The organism is Candidatus Methylacidiphilales bacterium (genome assembly GCA_033875315.1).
Lineage (GTDB): Bacteria > Verrucomicrobiota > Verrucomicrobiia > Methylacidiphilales > CAZTYG01 > JANRJG01.
The window spans coordinates 14,811-33,097 of sequence record JANRJG010000041.1 but is presented as its reverse complement, the minus strand read 5'-3'; the positions used below and the strand labels follow the sequence as shown (position 1 = coordinate 33,097).

The following is an 18,287-nucleotide window of genomic DNA, read 5'->3' as shown; positions in this document are numbered from 1 at the left end:
CATGGCCTCGCGTATTGTCACCCTCCATCTGGCCCTGCACCACCACCAACCCTTCGGCAACCTGCCCGGGGTCCTGGAGGATTGCTGCCGTCATGGATACCTTCCGTTGCTGCGTTTGCTCGAAGAGGCCTCCCCCCTGAAGTTCAATCTTTCCTACTCGGGCCCCCTTCTCCTTTATCTGGCGGAAAACTTCCCAGAGTACCTGGAAATCCTCCAGCGAATGGCCGGTGAAGGGCGGGTCGAGATCCTGGCCACTGGATTCTACGAGCCGATCCTGGCCGACCTGGAAGACGACGACCGCCTTGGCCAGCTGGCCCTCACACGGGATTGGTGGAGCGCCCGCGGCCTGCGGCCTGCCGGGCTTTGGTTGGCGGAGGGAGTTTGGGCCACCGATCTGCCCCGCACCCTTGCCCAAGCCGGACTGGCCTACACCGTGGTCACCCGCGATCGCCTCCTCCAGGCCGGGGTTCCGGGCGGCGCACTCCATGGCCATCTCGTCACCGAGCATATGGGCGACTGCTGCCGCCTCTTCCCCAACGACGATACTTTGTTGCGGATGATCCCCTTTGCACCGGCGGATGAGTTGTTCGCCTTCCTCCGTCGCATGGCCAACCGGGGCGACATCGCCCTGACCTGTGCCGACCAGGCCGAGCGTTGGTCGGTTTGGCCGGGAAGCCGCGAGCGGTTGCTCGACTCCGGCCATCTGCGCCAGCTCCTGGCCCGTTTCTGCGAACAGGCCGACTGGATCCGTCTCGGTTTCTTCTCCGAGACACTCGCCGCCAACCCGCCCACCGGGCATTGCTACCTGCCCCCGGGGGTGTCGAAGGAATTGGGGGTGTGGTCATTGCCGGATGAAACCCGCCTGGCTTTCCAACAGGCACGGCAGAATCTGCAGGCCCGCTTCGATGCCGACCAATTCCTGCCTTATTTCCGCGCCGGTTCATGGGCGGGTTTCCGTGCCCGCTACCTGGAATCCAATTTGATGCATAAAAAGGGGTTATGGTTGAAGCGGCGGCTGCCCTCTGACCATCCCCACCGGGCCGAGATCCAGCGGCACCTGCACGAGGCCCAGTGCAATACCGCCTATTGGTACGGCACCAGCGGGGGGATTTATTCGCCCCATCTGCGCGAGGCCGTTTGGCGAAGCCTCCTTTCCGCGCAGTCCCTGGCCCTGCAGGGACAGCCCGCGCAAATCGTGGTGGCGGATTCCGATGCCGATGGTTCACCCGAAGTTTTGTTGGAAAGCCCCACCACCGCATTGGCCTGGTCTTCCGCCCGGGGCGGGGCGTTGTTCGAATGGAGCCACCTCGGCACCGGTTTCAATCTCTGCAACACCATGACCCGCTACCGCGAGTCCGGTCCCGGGCCGGCTCCGGAGGGCGGTGCCGCGGCCGTGGTCGACCCATGGACCCGTCACGCCTTCCAGGAAATCTTCTTCCGCAAACAAACCACCGTCGAGGAACTCGCCACCGGACGGGCCACGGAATTGGGCGATTTCATCGGCCAACCTTTCGAATGCTTGCAGGAAAAAACAGCCGATGGAGGCCATCTGGTGGTGTTCCTGCGTCGCGGCTCGGTCAAAATGACCGCCCCCGTGCCGGTGAAGATGCAGAAGTCCTTCCTTTGGCATCCGGAGCGGCCGGATGAACTGCGCATCGCTTACCGGTTGGAAAACCAGGGCAAGCTGTCCGTGCAGGCCGTCCTTGGTGTCCAGGTCAACCTGGCCCTGCCCGGCGGGGATGAACACATGCAGTGGGTGGTTGGGGAGCAGGTGTATGCCGCCGGGCATTCCTGGTATGAGGGGGCGGCCACGGTCTGGCGGGCCCGTTCGGTCCCCGGGACCCCATCCTTTCATTTCCAGGCCGATCGTCCGTTGTTGCTTTGGTCCTATCCCGTGGTCTGTAATTCCGCGGAAGGAACCACCCCCATCCGCCAGGGCAGTGCCGTGGTGTCCGGCATCCCGCTCCACTTGGCGCCCGGGGAAGCCGACACCGTGACCTTCTGCGCGCGCTGGTCGGTCGTTTGATCCCGCTCCTGCGGCACTGAAGGCGCTGAATTTCGGGTTTGCCGAAGCCCGGGGCTGTTCTAGTGTGATAACTCTATGAAAACCGCCCTGCCTGTCCTATCGCGAATCCTGCTCGGGGTCCTGCCCTTGGCCTGGGTGGGGTGCTCCAGTTCCGGTACCGGTTATGCGGACGCTTCGCAAACCGCCCCCTACACGGAGCCCGCCCCGCTCGATCCCAACGCCATGCCTTCTCCAACCGCTCCAACGGCACCCAACGCCCCGGCCAACAACGCTCCGCGCCGCACGGTCAGCAACGAGCCCAAGCCCTGGGAAAGTGGTGGAGCCAAACCAACGGCCAAGCAGGAATACCCGCTGGGCGAAAAAATCGCCGGCAAACCCGGATTGGTCAAGAGTCCCTATGCCCGCTACGCCGGTGAAGTCGACGTCAAAGGCATCGCCTCCGGCACCCAGGTCAAGTGCCCCTACACCGGGAAAATCTTCATCGTTCCCTGAGGCTTGAAAGTTTCCCTGCGGTGCCTCTGGAACACCACCGCCGGGGGGGATTCCTGATTCCCTTCCTTATTCCTTCCTACTAACTTATTTTTATGGACCCCATCCTCTCCATCCTTGAGGCCAATGCCCTGGCTTCGCCCGAGTCCATCGCCGTCCAACTCAAGATGACGGTCGACCAGGTGCGGGAAAGAATCCGCCATCTGGAAGAAGAAAAGGTCATCCTCGGCTACAAGGCCATTGTCAATGACGACAAGACCGGCCGCAAACTGGTCCAGGCGGTCATTGAAGTCCGCATTTCCCCGGAGCGCGATGGGGGCTTCGACCGTATCGCCTCCCGCATCTCCCGCTTCGACGAAGTCCAGTCCTGCCGTCTCATGAGCGGGGGTTATGACTTGTTGGTGGTCGTCGAGGGCGGGGATCTCCGAGCCGTGGCCAGTTTCGTCTCCCAGAAACTTTCCACCATCCAGGGGGTGCTTTCCACCGCCACCCATTTCCAGCTCAAGACCTACAAGGAAATGGGCACACTCTACCCCGAGGAGACCTTCGACGACCGCCTCAAGGTCACACCCTGAGCTGTTTCCACGGCTTCCGCGCCATGAAGACCCAGCAGAATACGCGCGACTACGTCGCCGAACATGTCCGCAAAATTCCGCGCTCCGGCATCCGGGATTTTTTCGAGATCGTGCAATCGATGTCGGATGTCATCTCGTTGGGCATCGGTGAGCCGGACTTTGTCACCCCTTGGCACATTCGTGAGGCCGCCATCTTTGCTCTGGAACGTGGACGCACCGGCTACACCTCTAACCTTGGGGCCCCCTCGCTCCGACGGGAAATTTCCCGTTACGTGCAGGAACACTTCGGGGTTCGTTACGACCCCACCTGCGAGATTTTGGTTTCCGTCGGGGTCTCCGAAGCCATCGACCTGGCCCTGAGGGCGGTTCTCAATCCCGGCGATGAGGTCGTCTACCACGAACCCTGTTATGTTTCCTACAGCCCGAGTATCGCGCTGGCCCACGGCAAGGCGGTGGCGGTATCGACCCGGGCGGAAGAGGGCTTTGTTCTCCGGGCGGATGATCTGGTCCGTGCCATCACCCCGCGGACCAAGGCGGTCATGCTCAACTTCCCCACCAACCCCACCGGCGGGACCCTTCCGCGCAGCGAGCAGGAAAAAATCGCCCGCGTCTGCATCGAGCACGATCTCATCGTTTTGACCGACGAGATCTACTCCGAGTTGACCTATGCCGGCGGGCACCAGTCCATCACCACGGTTCCCGGTATGCGCGAGCGTACCATCTTCCTCCACGGGTTCAGCAAAGCCTTTGCCATGACCGGATTCCGCATCGGCTACGCCTGCGCCCCCGCCGCCCTGACCGAGGCCATGATGCGCATCCACCAGTATTCCATGCTCTGTGCCTCCATCATCAGCCAGGAGGCGGCCCTCGAGGCCCTTAAAAACGGCATGCCGGCCATGGAAAAAATGCGCGACGAATACGAACGCCGCCGCAACTTCCTCGTCCACCACTTCAACGCCATGGGTTTGGACTGCCACGAACCCAAGGGCGCGTTCTATGTCTTCCCCTCGATCAAGCGCACCGGATTGACCAGCCGCGAATTCGCTCTCAAGTTGCTAGAAGATAAAAAAGTGGCGGTGGTTCCCGGGGATGCCTTCGGGCCCGGAGGTGCGGGGTATGTCCGCTGCAGTTACGCCACCGCCTACGACCAATTGGAAGTGGCCGTGGAACGCATCGGGGAGTTTGTCAAAGCTCTATGAACGCCATGATGGAAGCGCCGGTCATGATCGCGACCCTGGTGGGTCTGGAGATCGTTCTTTCGGCCGACAACGCCATCGTCCTCGGGGCCCTGGCCAACGGCCTGCCGCCGGACCAACGGCGCCGCGCCCTCTTCTATGGCATCCTGGGCGCCTTTGTCCTGCGCGGCCTGGCCATCCTCTCCGCCGCCTGGATCATCAAGTTTTGGTTCCTCCAAGTCCTCGGTGGCGGCTACCTCATCTGGCTAGGTCTCAACCATCTCACGGCACCTTCCGAAGGTTGTCCGGATGCCGGGGGTCGGCCCGTTCGCCAACGCGGATTCTGGGCCACCGTTCTGGTGATCGAGTTGACCGACCTGGCCTTCGCCGTGGACTCGGTCCTTGCCGCGGTCGCCCTGACCAGCAACATCTGGATCATCTACGCCGGGGCGGTCATCGGCCTCATCGCCATGCGCTTCGCCGCCATGGCCGTGCTCAAGGTTCTGGAGAAGTTCCCCGAACTCAACATCTATGCTTACGTCCTGGTCTCTTGGATCGGGGTCAAGCTGACCCTCCAGGGACTGTGCAACCAGGGCTTCTATGCCGAGCAGCTCCATCTCAGCCACGGGATCTTTTGGATCGTCATGTCCCTGATCATGGCCTGCGCGGGGTTCCACTGGTGGCGGAAGTCTTCTGGAACTGCAGGGAATTGACCGTTCTGCCCATGGCGGGACACGCGGATCCGCCCATGGCCAAGCGTCCACCGTCTTCCGTTTGCTTTGTCCGGCCCACCTGACATTGTCAGTGCCTATGCATGATGTTGTGGTCATCGGGGCCGGGCACAACGGCCTGGTCTGCGCCGCCTACCTCGCCAAAGCGGGAAAGAAGGTTGCCGTCCTCGAACGGCGACCCGTCGTCGGCGGAGCCGTCTGCACCCAGACCGACTTGATCCCCGGCTACCGCATCGATGTCGGGTCCTCCGTCCACATCATGATCCATCTCACCCCGGTCCTGCGCGACCTGGATCTCTGCACCCGCCATGGATTGGAATACATCGAAATGGACCCCTGGGCCCATTACCCCGTCCTCGGCACCGACCTGGGCATCACCTTCTACCGCGATGTCGATAAAACCTGTGCCAGCATTGCCGCCTTCTCTCCCGCCGATGCCGACCGTTACCGCGCGTTTGTGCGGCACTGGATGGAATTGAACGAGGGGGTTTTTGAAACCTTCCTCCAGCCCCCCAATCCCGGGCGGCTGTTCTGGACCATGTTCAAGCGCAACCTCCGCATGGGGAAGTCGCGCAAACTCTGGTCGTCCCTCGACACGTCCCGCCAGCTCATGGCGCCCTACGGACAGGTGATCAAGGAGACCTTCGAGAACGAACACCTCCGTTCCGCCATGCTCTGGCTCTCCGCCCAGTCCGGTCCGGGGCCTGACGAGGTCGCGGCGGGCGACATGTTCGGTTGGAACGCCATGATCCACAAGTGCGGGGCCTGGCGGGCCAAGGGCGGCTCCGGTTCACTCAGCACTGCGCTGGCGCGTTGCCTCGAGTCGCACGGTGGGGAAATCCACACCGACTGCGCGGTCGAATCCGTTTGCCAGGTGCCCGGTGGCTGGGAAATCCAGGCCGGGGGGCGGTCGTTCGAAACCAGGAAAGTCGTTTCCGCCTGCCACCTGCACACGCTTTTTGGAAAACTGCTGGAGAATCCACCGGAGGAACTGAAAAGACGCACCCTGCGCACGCGCGTCGGCAACGGCTTCGGCATGATCGTCCGCCACGCGGTCGAGGAATTGCCGGTGTATAATTCCGTCGTCCGCCATCCGTCATCCGGCGCCCTTCCCTACCACAGCTCCATGCAGTTGTTGTGTCCGGGCGAGGATTATTTGAGAAGCTCCTTCCGCGATTTCTCCTTCGGCCTGCCCCCGCGCGAGCCCTCGGTGGTGGCCATGACCTTTTCCGCGATCGATCCCACCCTGGCCCCGGGGGGCAAACACACCCTATTCACCTGGGGGCAGTATCACCCGTATGAACTGTCGAACGGCGAAAACTGGGACGAGATCCAGGAGCGCGAGGCGGACAAGCTTTATGAATTGGTCTGCCGCTATGCCCCCAACATGCGGGGGAAAATGATCGACCGCTTCATCCAGACTCCGGTGCAGATCGAGCGCATGCACGGGTTGTTGCGGGCGAACGTGATGCATCTGGAAATGAGCCTGGATCAGATGTTCATGTTCCGCCCCCTGCCCGAACTGGCCGAATACAAAACACCGTTGCCCGGCTTGTATTTGACCGGATCGAGTACGCACCCCGGAGGAGGGGTCTTCGGCGCCAGTGGTCACAACACGGCCAAAGTCGTGTTGGCCGATCGTTGAGCTTGGGGAAGGATTTGTTTTTCTCAGGTATGGAAAGCCCGCTGCGCCATCGCCTGATTTCAAAGCCCATGCCCCTCCTCCAAGTCAAAGTGAAGCCGAATGCCCGGGTCTCTTCTCTGGCTCAGGAGGCGGATGGCACGTGGGTCGCGCGATTGAAGTCTCCGCCGGTGGATGGCAAGGCCAATCAGGAGCTCATCAGCCTTGTGGCCGGCCATTTCCGATGCCCGAAGTCGGTCGTGACGATCAAGGGCGGGGCCTTGGGAAGGATGAAGTGGGTCTGTGTGGATGTGTAATCATCATCAAGGACATCCGATATGACCAAGCCAAGCAGGGAGGTCGGCTAAACCGGCTGGGGAGGCGGGGGGTGAAAATCGTGCAGACTTGTGACGGAAATGGCCTAGGATTTTCCCATGGCCAAGCAGTTGGAAAAGTCGGGGCTCTATGAGCCGGTGAAACAGTTTTCCATCTTCCTCGAGAACAAAGTGGGGAAGATGCTGGAGATCATCAAGCTGCTCGGTGATGAACACATCCACGTGGTTGCGCTCATGACCCTGGACACTTCCGACAGCACCATCCTGCGTTTGGTTGTCGACGACCCAGACGGCGCGCGCGCCCTCTTCCTGGAGCATGCCATCGCCCATACGGAGACCGAGGTCTTGGTGGTGGAATTGAACGGGGCCGAGGATGTCCAGGCGGTGCTCTGTTTCATCTTGCAGGCGGAGATCAACATCCACTACGCCTATGCTTTCCTGACCCAGCCCAACGGCAAGCCGGCCCTCGGCATCCATTTGGAAGACATCGACATCGCCGCCCAGGCCCTGAGCCGGGGCCATTACAATGTCCTCGGGCAGCGCGATATTTCGCGGTAGGTGGAAATGTGAACAGAAGATAACGAAGGTAACGGAGCAAGGCAGGTATGAGGCGTGCGTGGACTCCGGGAAATACTAGGCATCACTTCGAGGTGATCAGATCGTCTGGTTTTTCAGGCGGTCTTCCAGCTTCACGAAGTAGGCGTCGGCGGCCTCGTCGAGCAGTTCCGGCGTGATGGTCGGCTCGGTTTGGTGGTAACGGCAGGAGTCGATGACGAGGTCGAGGATGTCGCGGGGGATGCACCCGCGGAAGGGACGGTGGAGCGGGCGCATGTGTTTTTCCACGAAGTAGTCCACCACCTCGTCGCTGTAGGGCAATCCCTTGACCCCGCTCATGATGGACCAGATTTTTTTGAAATTGTCCTCCGAGGGGTTGCTGATGGGGATCTTGTAGCGGATGCGTCGCAGGAAGGCCTCGTCGACCAGGTCTTTGGGGTCGAGGTTGGTGGAGAAGATGATGAGCTGGTCGAAGGGGACCTCGATCTTGACGCCGGTGTGGAGGGCGAGGTAGTCCGCCTTTTTTTCCAAGGGGACGATCCATCGGTTGAGCAGTTCCTTGGGGTCCATGCGCTGGCGGCCAAAGTCGTCGATCATGAATGCGCCGCCGTTGGCCTTCATCTGGAAGGGGGCCTCGTAGGTGCGGGATTCTTCGCTCCAGATCAGATCGAGGGACTGCATGGTCAGCTCGCCGCCGACGATGATGACGGGGCGTTTGATGAGGCGCCAGCGGCGGTCGTATTTTTGGTTCAGGCGGGGGTCGTCCTCGGTCGCGACCGGGTGGTGGTTGTAGTCGTCGAAGAGGCGGATGATGGAGCCGTTGACCTCGATGCAGGAGGGGATGAAAATGGCGCCACCGAAGGCCTCGACGATGCGCTCGGAGATGGAGGTTTTGCCGTTGCCGGGGGGGCCGTACAGGAAGATGGACTGGCCGGAGTTCACCGCCGGCCCGACCTGGGTGAGGATTTCCTGGTCGAAGACCAGGCCCTTGAAGGCGTTGATGAGGCGGCGGGAGTTGACCTGGATGTTGCGGATGGTCTGGGCCTTGATGGCCTTGGTGTAGCTTTCCAGAGCGACGGGGGCCGGTCCGACATAGGTGGATTGGGCGAAGAATTGGTTGGCGCGCTCGCGTCCGGCATCGGAGATGGCCAGGACATAGGAGATGGCCTGTAGGTCGCCGCGGGCCACCTCGATGAGACGGGAGGCGCGGAGTTGTTCGATGATGGGTTCGACGATGCCGAAGTAGGGCAGGCAGAGGAGCTCGGCCACTTCCTGGGCGACCATGGAACTGCGCATGGCCAGGGCTTTGAGGATGAGGCCCTCGACCATGACGGGTTCGATGTCGAGGGTGGTGAAATCCTCCGGTTCGGGGGGCAGGAAGAGGGCGGCTCCGGCAAGGATGTCCTGCTTCATGTGTCATCAGTAGCGCGGAGATGTGGGGGCTGGCAAGGCTCTTCTCCAAGCAAGGTTCTCCCGCAGGATCGAGGTGGATGGGAGAATTGGGGGAAGTGCTTCCAATCAACAAACTTAGGAAAACGATTGACGGTTGGTGGGTCATTGTGGTTTAAAAAGGGGCGTTGTGGTCCGGACCGGGTCGCAGCGGAGTGAAATGAGCAACATCTTCAACCTGCCGTATTTGGGGACCTTTACCCATGCTTTTGATGAAAAAGGCCGGCTGACCGTGCCCAAGGAGTGGCGCGGGGAGGGCTTTGAGTCCCGTTTGGTGGCGCTGCCGGCGCACGACGGGCGCGGCCGTTTGTTGCGTGTCTTCCCGGGTTCGTACCTGACGCGTCAATTTGAAAAACTGGCCACGATGCCGTTGGACGACCCCCGCCGGGTGTCGTTGGGCAATCTCTACGCCGCGGGACAAATGTTGATCATGGACACGCAGAACCGTGTGGCCTTGCGGGAGGACCTGCGCCGGAGCGCGGATCTGGACAAATCCGCCGTCTTGATGGGCGCGGGCGACCACTTCCAGTTGTGGAACCCGGACCACTTCCAAAACCTGCAATCGTCTGTGCCGACCATCGAGCAGGTCATGCGCGAGGTGGGCTTGTGATCCCCCGGCCCGCCGACTATCTGGTGGGCAGCCGGATGGCTCTCCCGTCGGAACAGGAACACCGGCGGCGTTTCCGCGAGCGGATGAACCGGACCTGGGACCTGTTGCAGTCCCGCCCGGCTTTGGATTTTGAATGGCGGTCGGCCCGGCCGCCATTGGCACCGAATGGGCCAAGAGAGCAGGAAGACGCGAGGCACTGAACACATGGAAGCGAAATCCTGCAGCCGCAGAAAATTCCCGGTGGGATTTTCTCCGACGAAAGACAACAGCGGGATGATGCAGGGACATGGAACGCTGATCTTGCCGCGGAGAAACGCCTACCAGTTGATCGGTCTGAGAAGGCCGGCCAAGGAAGCTGGGCTGCGATTGAAATTGATGTGATGTGGAACACCGCCCGGTCCTATTGAACGAGGTGGTCGAGGCACTCAAGCCGGCTCCGGGACTCCGGATGCTGGACGGGACCTTCGGCCGCGGCGGTCACAGCCGGGCCCTGTTGGCTGCGGGGGCAACCGTGGTGGCACTGGATCGTGATCCGGCCGCCCACGATTCCCCCGTCGCGCACGTACTGCGATCGGAATTCGGCACAAGGTTTGTTTTGGAAATGAATAACTTCGACCAATTGGAGCAGGTGGCCGGACGGCAGGGTCCTTTTGACGGGATCCTGCTTGATCTGGGCGTTTCGTCCCCACAGTTGGACGAGGCGGAGCGCGGCTTCAGCTTCCTCCACGACGGCCCGCTCGACATGCGCATGGATCCCACCCGGGGTGACACCGCGGCCGACCGGGTCAACCAGTTGGACGAACAGACCCTGGCCCGTCTCCTGTTCGAATACGGCGACGAACCCCAGGCCCGCGGCATCGCCCGGGCCATCGTGCGTCGTCGGGAAAAATCCCCCTTCCTCCGGACCACCGATCTGGCCGGGGTCATTGCCCAGGCCGTTGGCGGACGGCGTGACCGTAAAACCCATCCGGCGACCAAGTCTTTCCAAGCGTTGCGCATTTCCGTCAATGACGAGATGGGGGCCTTGGACCGGGCCCTCGCGGCCATGCCCAACGCCCTGGCCGTCGGAGGCCGGATGGCTGTCATCAGTTTTCATTCCCTGGAGGACCGCCGGGTGAAGCAGTTCATCGAGTCGCACAGCCAGGAGGAATTGCGCGGTCCGGCCTCGCCCTTCGGCCAGCCGAACCCGGAGTACTGCCTGCGAAAAATTGGACGCCATCTCCCCTCGGAGGAGGAAGTTGCGCAAAACCCACGTGCCCGGAGCGCCCGCCTGCGGGTGGCGGAAAGGATCTGATGGCCCGCAACCGCGTTCGTTCCACCAACACCCTCCAGGTCACTCGCCTGTGGAAACTCCTTGCCCTCGGGATTCTCGTCACGATCTTCGGGCTGGTTTTCGTCTTCCTGCAGATCCGCATAATCAACACGGCCGAAGAGATCAAAAAGCTTGAATCCTCGTTGGAGGATGTGAAGCGCAAGAACCAGGGCCTGATGGTGCAGATCCAGCATGGCAAGAGCCCGGCCGCCCTGCAGAAGCAAATCGTCCTCTTCCGCCTCGGCATGGTCGACATCAACAACCCCAACATCAAGGTCTATGACGCCCCGGTGCCGGCCCGCAATGCCGACACCATGATGGCGCGAACGCCCCGGCGGCCATGACACCCCCCCTGCAATTCCGGGCCCTGGTGGTGATCCTGATCTTCGCCTGCGGCTTTACCGCCATTTCCGCCAGGCTGATCTACGTCCAGTTGGTCAGCCACGAGGACTATCGTGAAAAGGCCGTGCGCATGCACACCGACGTCGTGCCGACCGCACCCCGCCGCGGAGCCATCCTCGATGCCAAGGGGCGGGTCTTGGCCCAGACCATCACGGTCACCGACCTGCGCATCGATGGCAAGGTTGCCTTGGAACGTCCGGAAGAAAAAAGCGCCATCGCCCAGGCCCTCGGCTGGGAAGAAAACCAGCTTGCCGCCTATCTTTTCCCCGAACGGCGCGACCAGCTCCTCGTCCGCGACCTGCCCGATTCCGCCGAGACTGCGCTGCGCGCCCTGCGGCCCAAGTCACTGATTTTCCGGGACCGCCAGTTGAGGGTCTATCCGAATTCCCACGAGGCCAGCCATGTCATCGGGTTTGCCAACGCCACCGAGCAGAAGAGCCCCGAATGGCGCGCCCCGGTCGAGATCGAGAAGGGCATGGACGGCATCGAGTTGGTCATGGACAAATACCTCTGCGGTATCCCGGGCGAACGCCGGATCGTCCGCGACGGCCGCCGCAAGGAAATCCCGGGCTACCGCCAATACGACCGCCCGCCGCGCAACGGGCTCAACGTCGTCCTCACCATCGACCAGGGTGTGCAGCACGTCATTGAGACCGAGGCCGAGCGTCTCGTTTCGGAATTTCATCCGGATGCCGTGCACATCATCGTCATGCGCCCCGATACCGGGGAAATCCTCGGCCTGACCAATCGTCCGACCTACGATCCCAACGACCGTGCCACGATGAAGCCGGAAAACATCCGCAATGCCGCCATCCTCGATCTCTATGAGCCCGGTTCCACCTTCAAGATCTTCACCCTGGCCGCCGCCCTCAGCGAGGGAGTGGTCGACCTCGACACCCCGGTCTTCTGTGACAACGGCAGTTTCTGGTATGCCGGACATGAGTTGACCGATGTCCACCCTTACGGATCGCTAAGGACCATAGACGGCTTTGCCAAGTCGAGCAACATCGCCTTCGCCAAGATCGGACTCCTGCTGGGCGACTCGCGCATCTACCGCTACCTGCGCCAGTTTGGGTTCGGTGAGCTGGTACAGAGCCCGGTTCAGGCACTGCGCGGGGAACAAAAAGGAATCCTGCGTCCCCCGCAAAGCTGGACAAAAATATCCCAGACCCGCGTTCCCATTGGTTACGAAATTTCCACCAGCAACCTGCAGATGACGGCCGCGGTGGGGGCCATCGCCAACGGGGGCAAGTTGATGGAGCCGCATCTGGTCCAGGCCGTGACCGACGGGGAGGGCAAGGTGGTCAAACAATTCCTTCCGCGGGTCATCCGCCAGACGGTATCGCAGGATGTGGCCCGTCGGGTCACGCGGGCCATGTGCGAGGTGGTGGCCACCGGAACGGGCAAGGAAGCACAACTACCCAAACCTTTGGATGTTTTCACCGTGGCCGGCAAGACCGGGACATCACGCAAGTTTGTCGAGGGCAGCTATGAAAAAGGCAGCTATTATTCCTCGTTCATTGGCTTCATGCCGGCGGAAAAACCCGAGGTGGTGATCTCCATCGTGGTCGATGACGCCGAGGGGGAGAAGATCTACGGGGGCTCTGTCGCCGCGCCTGCCTTCCGCAATATCGCCACCGGTGTGGTCCAAGTCCTGAATCTGACCGCCCCGCAGACCGCCGCCAGCCGGGCCATAGTGGCCAGCAGGAGGGAGCCATGACCCTGCGCGACCTGTTCAGTGGACTGGAAGTGCTGGAGTGGTCCGGTCCCAAAGAAGCCTCCGTTTCCGGACTGGCCTACCGAGCGGACGAGGTCAACCCCGGTGATGCCTTCTTCACTTGGAAGGGACTCAAGTCCGACGGACACCGCTACGTGAGTCTGGCCGTGGAACGGGGGGCTGCCGCCGTCGTGGTCGAGGAGAAAGCGGATCCCGCCCCGTCCGTCCCCCAAGTTAGGGTGGCCAGTGGTCGCCGGGCCCTGGCGGGTGCCTCGTCCCGCTGGTATGGGAATCCGGGGGCATCCCTCCGGCTTGCCGGGATCACCGGCACGAACGGGAAAACCTCGACCGCCTATCTGCTCCATCACCTCCTCGAAACATCCGGAATCAGTTCGGGTCTGATGGGTACGATTTGTTATCGCTCGGGCAAAAAAGAAATGGCGTCTCCGCGCACAACACCGGAATGCCTCGACCTCCAACGCCTCTTGGCCCAAATGCGCGACGAAAATTGCCGGGCCGCGGTCATGGAGGTCTCTTCGCACGCACTGGACCAAGAACGCACCCTGGGACTGGGTTTCGAAGTGGCTGTATTCACCAACCTCACCCAGGACCATCTGGACTATCACGGCTCGATGGAGAACTACTTCCAAGCCAAATCCAAGCTCTTCACCAGCTTGCGGCACGGAAGCCATGCCGTGATCAACCTCGATGACGGGGCCGGCCTGCGCCTGGCCGGGATGCTTCCCGCGGGCGTGCATCTGCACGGCTATTCCCTTGGTGCGGCCGCCGAACATCAAGCGACGGACGTTTGCCTCCATGCTTCCGGGACCACTTTCAAGTGGAAGGGACCGGCCTTCGAACATGAGGTCGTCATGCCCTGGGTCGGAGGCTTCAATGTCGCCAACGCATTGGCCGCCGCCGCTGCCGCGTGCGCCTTTGGCCTGGCGCCGGATCATGTTGCGGCTTCACTCCGGACTGCCCCGCCCGTTCCCGGTCGCATGGAGCGCATACCCTCCACTGGTGGTTTTTCTGTCCTGGTCGATTACGCCCACACGGACGATGCCATTCGTCATGTTCTGTCGACCCTGCGCCCGCTATGTCGTGGCCGGCTGCTGGTGCTGGTCGGTTGTGGCGGGGACCGCGACCGTGGCAAACGACCATTGATGGCCCGGGCGGCCGTTGAACAATCTGATTGGGCCGTGCTCACGTCGGACAACCCGCGGGGCGAAGACCCCGCCGCCATACTCCGCGACATGGAGAGAGGAGTCTCCGGCATGGAAGGCTACGAAGTCGTGGCCGATCGCGCGGCGGCCATCGCGCATATCATCAGCCTGGCCAAAGAGGGAGACGTGGTCGTATTGGCTGGTAAGGGCCACGAAAACACGCAGGAGGTGAAGGGTGTCCTCACTCCCTTTTCGGATGCGGAGCAGGCCCGTGCGGCCCTCCGGCAAAGGGGGTGCGCGTGAAACCGATCCCGTTTTCCAGTCTGGCCGTATGGTCTGGCGGAGTCCTCGCCCACGGACAGGGTGAGCGCACCGTGACGCGTGTGACGACCGACTCTCGTGCCATCCTTCCGGGCGATCTTTTTGTCGCTTTGTCCGGGGAACGTTTCGATGGACATGATTACGTCGCGGATGCGTTCCGGCAGGGCGCGCTGGCGGTGATGGTATCCCGCGAAATCCCGCCCAGTGCCTTGGTCGCGGGCTGTGGGGTCATCCGGGTCGATGACACCCTCCGGGGCCTGCAAAAACTTGCCACGCATTACCGACAAAGTCTTGGTGTCCGCGTGGTGGCGGTCACCGGCAGCAACGGAAAAACCAGTGCAAAGGAATTCCTGTCTTCCGTCCTGGCTCCCTTGGGACCGGTTGCCAAGACGTCGGGCAATCTGAACAACCACATCGGTGTGCCCCTGACCCTTCTCCAAATCGACGAATCCCACCATTGGGCGGTGGTGGAAATGGGCATGAACCATCCCGGGGAAATTCGCCCGCTGGTTGAAATGGCCCGGCCGGAAATCGGCGTGATCACCCAGGCCGGTTGGGCGCACATCGAACATTTCTCCGATCGCGAGGCCATAGCGGCGGAAAAAGGCGAGGTGGCCTACCATCTGCCCGAGAATGGATTTGCCGTATTGCAGGGGGATAATCCACGACTGAGGGCACTGGCCCCTCGGATCCCGGTTCCCGTCGCCTGGGTGGGTTCAGGCCCGGACAACACTTTCCAAATAAGCGGAATCGTTGTGCAACCGGAGCGCTCCTCGTTCGATGTCCAAATAGGAAATCGAATAGAACGATTCACCATCCGGGTCCCGGGCAGCCATATGGCACATAATGCGGCACTGGCAGTGGCGGTGGCGGTCCGGCTAGGAATAGCTCCGGAACTGATCCGTGCGTGTCTGGAGGAAGCCTGCTTGCCGAAAGGCCGCATGGCCCTCCGGAAAAGGCGGTCCGGCTGGATCATGGATGATTCTTACAACGCCAATCCCGACTCTATGGCGGCGGCATTCGCCACCCTCATGGCCCTGCCCGGCAAGGGCCGTGGTGTCGCCCTTCTGGGCAGCATGGGCGAATTGGGCATAAGGACCGGCGAATTGCACCATTGGGTCGGAGCCGCCGCCGCCGATGCGGGTATCCGCTGTCTCCACGCCATTGGGCACGGGGCCGACGACTTGGTCGAGGGCGCAAAATCGCGGGGGATGGAAAACGTCTCGGTCTGGAATGACCACGAATCCCTGGTCCGGGGCTACCTGGAGACCGCCCGGGATGATGACCGTGTGGTCGTCAAAGGTTCGCGGAGCGCCGAGATGGAAAAAATCCTGCCCAATCTGGAGAACTGAATGCTCTACTACCTTCACCACTTGGCCGAATGGATCGGACCGCTGCGGGTCTTTGAGGCCCTGACTTTCCGGGCGATCGCTGCCGCTGTAAGCACCTTTGTTTTCACCCTTTGGTCCGGTCCAAAAATGATCGCGGCCCTGACCCGGTTGAAACTGGGCCAACCGATCCGGGGCAAAGAGGAAGTACACAAGCTGGCCGAACTGCACGGAAGCAAGAAGGGCACCCCGACCATGGGTGGGCTGCTCATTCTGGTCTCCCTCACCCTCGGCTGCCTGCTCTGGGCCCGCTTGGACGGGCTGTATCTTTGGGTCGTGCTCGTGCCCACCCTGGCCTTTGGCGGACTGGGTTTTCTCGACGACTACCAGAAGATCCGCAAAAAGAATTCCGGTGGCATCAGCAGCAGGCAAAAATTCCTCGGGCAGGTGCTCATTGCGGTGGCGGTCGGGATCTTTTTGATCTACCACCCGGAAACAAGGGAACATGCGCGGAGCCTGCAACTGCCTTTCTTCAAGACCCCGGTGGTGGACAATCTTGGCCCGTTCGCCTTGATCTTCTTTGCCCTGGTCATCGTCGGCTCCAGCAACGCCGTGAATTTGACGGACGGGTTGGATGGCCTGGCCACAGGTTGCACCGTCAGTGTGGTCTCGGTCTTTGCCATCTTTGCCTACCTATCCGGCAATAAGATTGCCTCGGACTACCTCCTGCTTCCCTATGCCCCAGGTGTTGGGGAATTATCGGTCTTCTGTGCGGCCATGGCCGGTTCCTGCCTTGGTTTCCTGTGGTACAACTGCCACCCGGCCCGGGTTTTCATGGGGGACACCGGATCGCTGGCGATTGGTGGCGCCATCGCTTTGGTATCTATCTGCGTCAACCAGGAACTGCTTTTGGTCATTGTCGGCGGGGTATTCGTCATCGAGGCCCTCTCCGTCATCCTTCAAGTGGCCTCGTTCAAAACTACGGGCAAGCGCATCTTCGCCATGTCGCCCCTGCACCACCATTTCGAACTCAAGGGCTGGAATGAATCCACCGTGGTGATCCGATTCTGGATCGCCGGCCTGGTTCTGGCCCTCATCGGCCTGGCCACCCTCAAACTGAGATGAAAAAACGTGAATGTGACTGGAAAACAGGTCGTGGTCCTTGGCATGGGAGAAAGCGGAAGGGCTGCGGCCGAATTGTTGGTAACGAAAGGAGCGGATGTGATCATACGAGATAGCAAAATGAACGAGAGGATCGAGCGCGTCGCTGAGCGGCTCCGTCCCCAGGGTGTGCGGGTGGAGGTCCAGCCCCGGCCTTTTCATCCGTGCCGTATTGATCTGGGTGTCCTCAGCCCTGGTATCGATCCTTCCGTGCCCCTGGTCAGCCAACTCCGCGCAGACAAGGTGCCGATCATCTCGGAAATAGAACTGGCCTTCCGTTTCTGCGAAAAACCCGTGGTCGCCATCACCGGCACGAACGGCAAAAGCACGACCACCGAGCTCATCGCCGCCGTCTTGACCGCAGGGGGAAAGCGGACCGAGGCATGTGGCAACATTGGCAAGCCCTTCAGTGATGTGGCCCGGAACGCCGAGGACCTGGATGTGATCACCTTGGAAGTGAGTTCGTTCCAATTGGAGGCCATTGAAACCTTCCGTCCAAGAATGGCCGTTTTCCTAAACTTTGCCCCCGACCATCTCGACCGTTACCGCGATATGGACGAGTATTGGAAAGCCAAGCTGCGCATCTTTGAAAATCAGGGGCCTGATGACTTCGCCCTGGTCAATTCGGATCTGTCCCTTCCGTTTCTGGCGGCCCGCCGGATCACTTTCAATGCGTATGGCCGCGAGGCCGAATACACATTCCGCGACGGCTGGCTCTGCCGCCATGACAAGAAGATCATCGAGCAATCCAAGACCAGCCTGCGCGGGCCTCACAATGCTGAAAACCAACTGGCCGCGCTGGCGCTGGGCGACCTCTACGGTATCGACCATGAAACAGTCGCGGGCGTCTTCGCCTCTTACCGTGCCCTGCCGCATCGTTGTGAACTGGTCCGCCAAATCGAAGGGGTGGACTACGTCAATGACTCCAAGGCCACCAACCTTCACTCCCTCGAAAGTGCCCTCCAGGGAATGAGCACACCCTGTGTTCTGATCGCGGGCGGCAAGGACAAGGGATTTGACTATGCCGCCATCAAGGACCTGGTCGGGCGCCATGTGGCCCATGCGGTTCTGATCGGCGAGGCGCAGTCGCGCATGGTCGAGGCCTGGGGGCAGCGCACCCGCTGTCATCGGGCCGTGGATCTGGCCGATGCGGTGCAGACCGCGCGACGCTTGGCCCGTCCCGGTCAGACTGTGCTGCTCTCACCCGGGTGCTCCAGTTACGACATGTTCAAAAATTTCGAGGAACGCGGGCAGTTGTTCCGTGAGCTCGTGAAAGATCTGGCCTGAATCAAGAACTTCTAACAAACCAACAAAACA

17 protein-coding genes are annotated in these 18,287 nt (G+C 61.4%); 16 read left to right on the top strand and 1 reads right to left on the bottom strand.

All coding sequences use genetic code 11. The features are described from left to right. Position 1 precedes the first annotated feature (1 nt). From SFU85_13055 to SFU85_13020, 8 genes are all read left to right on the top strand, one after another. Complete coding sequence (locus SFU85_13055) at positions 2 to 2,026, top strand: alpha-amylase/4-alpha-glucanotransferase domain-containing protein (protein ID MDX6767704.1); 2,025 nt, start codon at positions 2 to 4, stop codon at positions 2,024 to 2,026. A gap of 75 nt (positions 2,027 to 2,101) precedes the next feature. Further along, on the top strand, positions 2,102 to 2,518 hold the full coding sequence (locus SFU85_13050) for a hypothetical protein (protein ID MDX6767703.1): 417 nt from the start codon (positions 2,102 to 2,104) through the stop codon (positions 2,516 to 2,518). A gap of 92 nt (positions 2,519 to 2,610) precedes the next feature. Beyond that, complete coding sequence (locus SFU85_13045; GenBank protein ID MDX6767702.1) at positions 2,611 to 3,090, top strand: Lrp/AsnC family transcriptional regulator; 480 nt, start codon at positions 2,611 to 2,613, stop codon at positions 3,088 to 3,090. Positions 3,091 to 3,113: 23 nt separating this feature from the next. Further along, on the top strand, positions 3,114 to 4,289 hold the full coding sequence (locus tag SFU85_13040; GenBank protein ID MDX6767701.1) for an aminotransferase class I/II-fold pyridoxal phosphate-dependent enzyme: 1,176 nt from the start codon (positions 3,114 to 3,116) through the stop codon (positions 4,287 to 4,289). Further along, positions 4,286 to 4,978, top strand: coding sequence for a hypothetical protein (locus SFU85_13035; protein MDX6767700.1), 693 nt, complete (start codon positions 4,286 to 4,288; stop codon positions 4,976 to 4,978). The genes SFU85_13040 and SFU85_13035 overlap by 4 nt, the downstream gene beginning before the upstream one ends. A gap of 97 nt (positions 4,979 to 5,075) precedes the next feature. Further along, positions 5,076 to 6,641, top strand: coding sequence for an NAD(P)/FAD-dependent oxidoreductase (locus SFU85_13030; protein ID MDX6767699.1), 1,566 nt, complete (start codon positions 5,076 to 5,078; stop codon positions 6,639 to 6,641). A gap of 68 nt (positions 6,642 to 6,709) precedes the next feature. Further along, positions 6,710 to 6,934 carry a DUF167 domain-containing protein gene (locus SFU85_13025; GenBank protein MDX6767698.1) on the top strand — a complete coding sequence of 75 codons (225 nt, stop codon included), beginning with the start codon at positions 6,710 to 6,712 and terminating at the stop codon, positions 6,932 to 6,934. Positions 6,935 to 7,051: 117 nt separating this feature from the next. Beyond that, positions 7,052 to 7,510, top strand: a complete 459-nt coding sequence (locus SFU85_13020) for an acetolactate synthase (protein ID MDX6767697.1) — start codon at positions 7,052 to 7,054, stop codon at positions 7,508 to 7,510. Between the two features lie 96 nt (positions 7,511 to 7,606). Here the strand turns inward: SFU85_13020 and SFU85_13015 are convergent, their stop codons facing one another. Further along, positions 7,607 to 8,920: a hypothetical protein gene (locus SFU85_13015; GenBank protein MDX6767696.1), complete on the bottom strand. Its 1,314-nt coding sequence runs from the start codon at positions 8,918 to 8,920 to the stop codon at positions 7,607 to 7,609. A 196-nt stretch (positions 8,921 to 9,116) separates the two neighbouring features. On the opposite strand from SFU85_13015, the gene SFU85_13010 reads away from it, so the two are divergent. The 8 genes from SFU85_13010 (at position 9,117) to murD (ending at position 18,257) form a co-directional block, all read left to right on the top strand. Then, entirely contained in the window at positions 9,117 to 9,566 is a 450-nt protein-coding gene (locus tag SFU85_13010) for a hypothetical protein (GenBank protein ID MDX6767695.1), read from the top strand. 382 nt (positions 9,567 to 9,948) lie between these two features. Then, entirely contained in the window at positions 9,949 to 10,860 is a 912-nt protein-coding gene (gene rsmH, locus SFU85_13005; GenBank protein ID MDX6767694.1) for a 16S rRNA (cytosine(1402)-N(4))-methyltransferase RsmH, read from the top strand. Then, on the top strand, positions 10,860 to 11,222 hold the full coding sequence (locus tag SFU85_13000) for a hypothetical protein (protein MDX6767693.1): 363 nt from the start codon (positions 10,860 to 10,862) through the stop codon (positions 11,220 to 11,222). Before rsmH ends, SFU85_13000 begins: the two co-directional genes overlap by 1 nt. Further along, positions 11,219 to 13,000, top strand: a complete 1,782-nt coding sequence (locus SFU85_12995; protein MDX6767692.1) for a penicillin-binding protein 2 — start codon at positions 11,219 to 11,221, stop codon at positions 12,998 to 13,000. Before SFU85_13000 ends, SFU85_12995 begins: the two co-directional genes overlap by 4 nt. Then, complete coding sequence (locus SFU85_12990; protein MDX6767691.1) at positions 12,997 to 14,463, top strand: UDP-N-acetylmuramoyl-L-alanyl-D-glutamate--2,6-diaminopimelate ligase; 1,467 nt, start codon at positions 12,997 to 12,999, stop codon at positions 14,461 to 14,463. The genes SFU85_12995 and SFU85_12990 overlap by 4 nt, the downstream gene beginning before the upstream one ends. Beyond that, entirely contained in the window at positions 14,460 to 15,833 is a 1,374-nt protein-coding gene (gene murF / locus SFU85_12985; GenBank protein MDX6767690.1) for a UDP-N-acetylmuramoyl-tripeptide--D-alanyl-D-alanine ligase, read from the top strand. The genes SFU85_12990 and murF overlap by 4 nt, the downstream gene beginning before the upstream one ends. After that, a complete protein-coding gene (mraY, locus tag SFU85_12980; GenBank protein MDX6767689.1) occupies positions 15,834 to 16,934 on the top strand; it encodes a phospho-N-acetylmuramoyl-pentapeptide-transferase in 1,101 nt (366 codons plus the stop codon). Positions 16,935 to 16,940: 6 nt separating this feature from the next. Further along, complete coding sequence (murD, locus tag SFU85_12975) at positions 16,941 to 18,257, top strand: UDP-N-acetylmuramoyl-L-alanine--D-glutamate ligase (GenBank protein MDX6767688.1); 1,317 nt, start codon at positions 16,941 to 16,943, stop codon at positions 18,255 to 18,257. Positions 18,258 to 18,287 lie beyond the last annotated feature (30 nt).

Bases quoted from the DNA above. Each gene is read 5' to 3' on its own strand.
- SFU85_13055 (MDX6767704.1), top strand. From the start codon at position 2: ATGGCCTCGCGTATTGTCACCCTCCATCTGGCCCTGCACCACCACCAA.
- SFU85_13050 (MDX6767703.1), top strand. From the start codon at position 2,102: ATGAAAACCGCCCTGCCTGTCCTATCGCGAATCCTGCTCGGGGTCCTG.
- SFU85_13045 (MDX6767702.1), top strand. From the start codon at position 2,611: ATGGACCCCATCCTCTCCATCCTTGAGGCCAATGCCCTGGCTTCGCCC.
- SFU85_13040 (MDX6767701.1), top strand. From the start codon at position 3,114: ATGAAGACCCAGCAGAATACGCGCGACTACGTCGCCGAACATGTCCGC.
- SFU85_13035 (MDX6767700.1), top strand. From the start codon at position 4,286: ATGAACGCCATGATGGAAGCGCCGGTCATGATCGCGACCCTGGTGGGT.
- SFU85_13030 (MDX6767699.1), top strand. From the start codon at position 5,076: ATGCATGATGTTGTGGTCATCGGGGCCGGGCACAACGGCCTGGTCTGC.
- SFU85_13025 (MDX6767698.1), top strand. From the start codon at position 6,710: ATGCCCCTCCTCCAAGTCAAAGTGAAGCCGAATGCCCGGGTCTCTTCT.
- SFU85_13020 (MDX6767697.1), top strand. From the start codon at position 7,052: ATGGCCAAGCAGTTGGAAAAGTCGGGGCTCTATGAGCCGGTGAAACAG.
- SFU85_13015 (MDX6767696.1), bottom strand. From the start codon at position 8,920: ATGAAGCAGGACATCCTTGCCGGAGCCGCCCTCTTCCTGCCCCCCGAA.
- SFU85_13010 (MDX6767695.1), top strand. From the start codon at position 9,117: ATGAGCAACATCTTCAACCTGCCGTATTTGGGGACCTTTACCCATGCT.
- SFU85_13000 (MDX6767693.1), top strand. From the start codon at position 10,860: ATGGCCCGCAACCGCGTTCGTTCCACCAACACCCTCCAGGTCACTCGC.
- SFU85_12995 (MDX6767692.1), top strand. From the start codon at position 11,219: ATGACACCCCCCCTGCAATTCCGGGCCCTGGTGGTGATCCTGATCTTC.
- SFU85_12990 (MDX6767691.1), top strand. From the start codon at position 12,997: ATGACCCTGCGCGACCTGTTCAGTGGACTGGAAGTGCTGGAGTGGTCC.
- mraY (MDX6767689.1), top strand. From the start codon at position 15,834: ATGCTCTACTACCTTCACCACTTGGCCGAATGGATCGGACCGCTGCGG.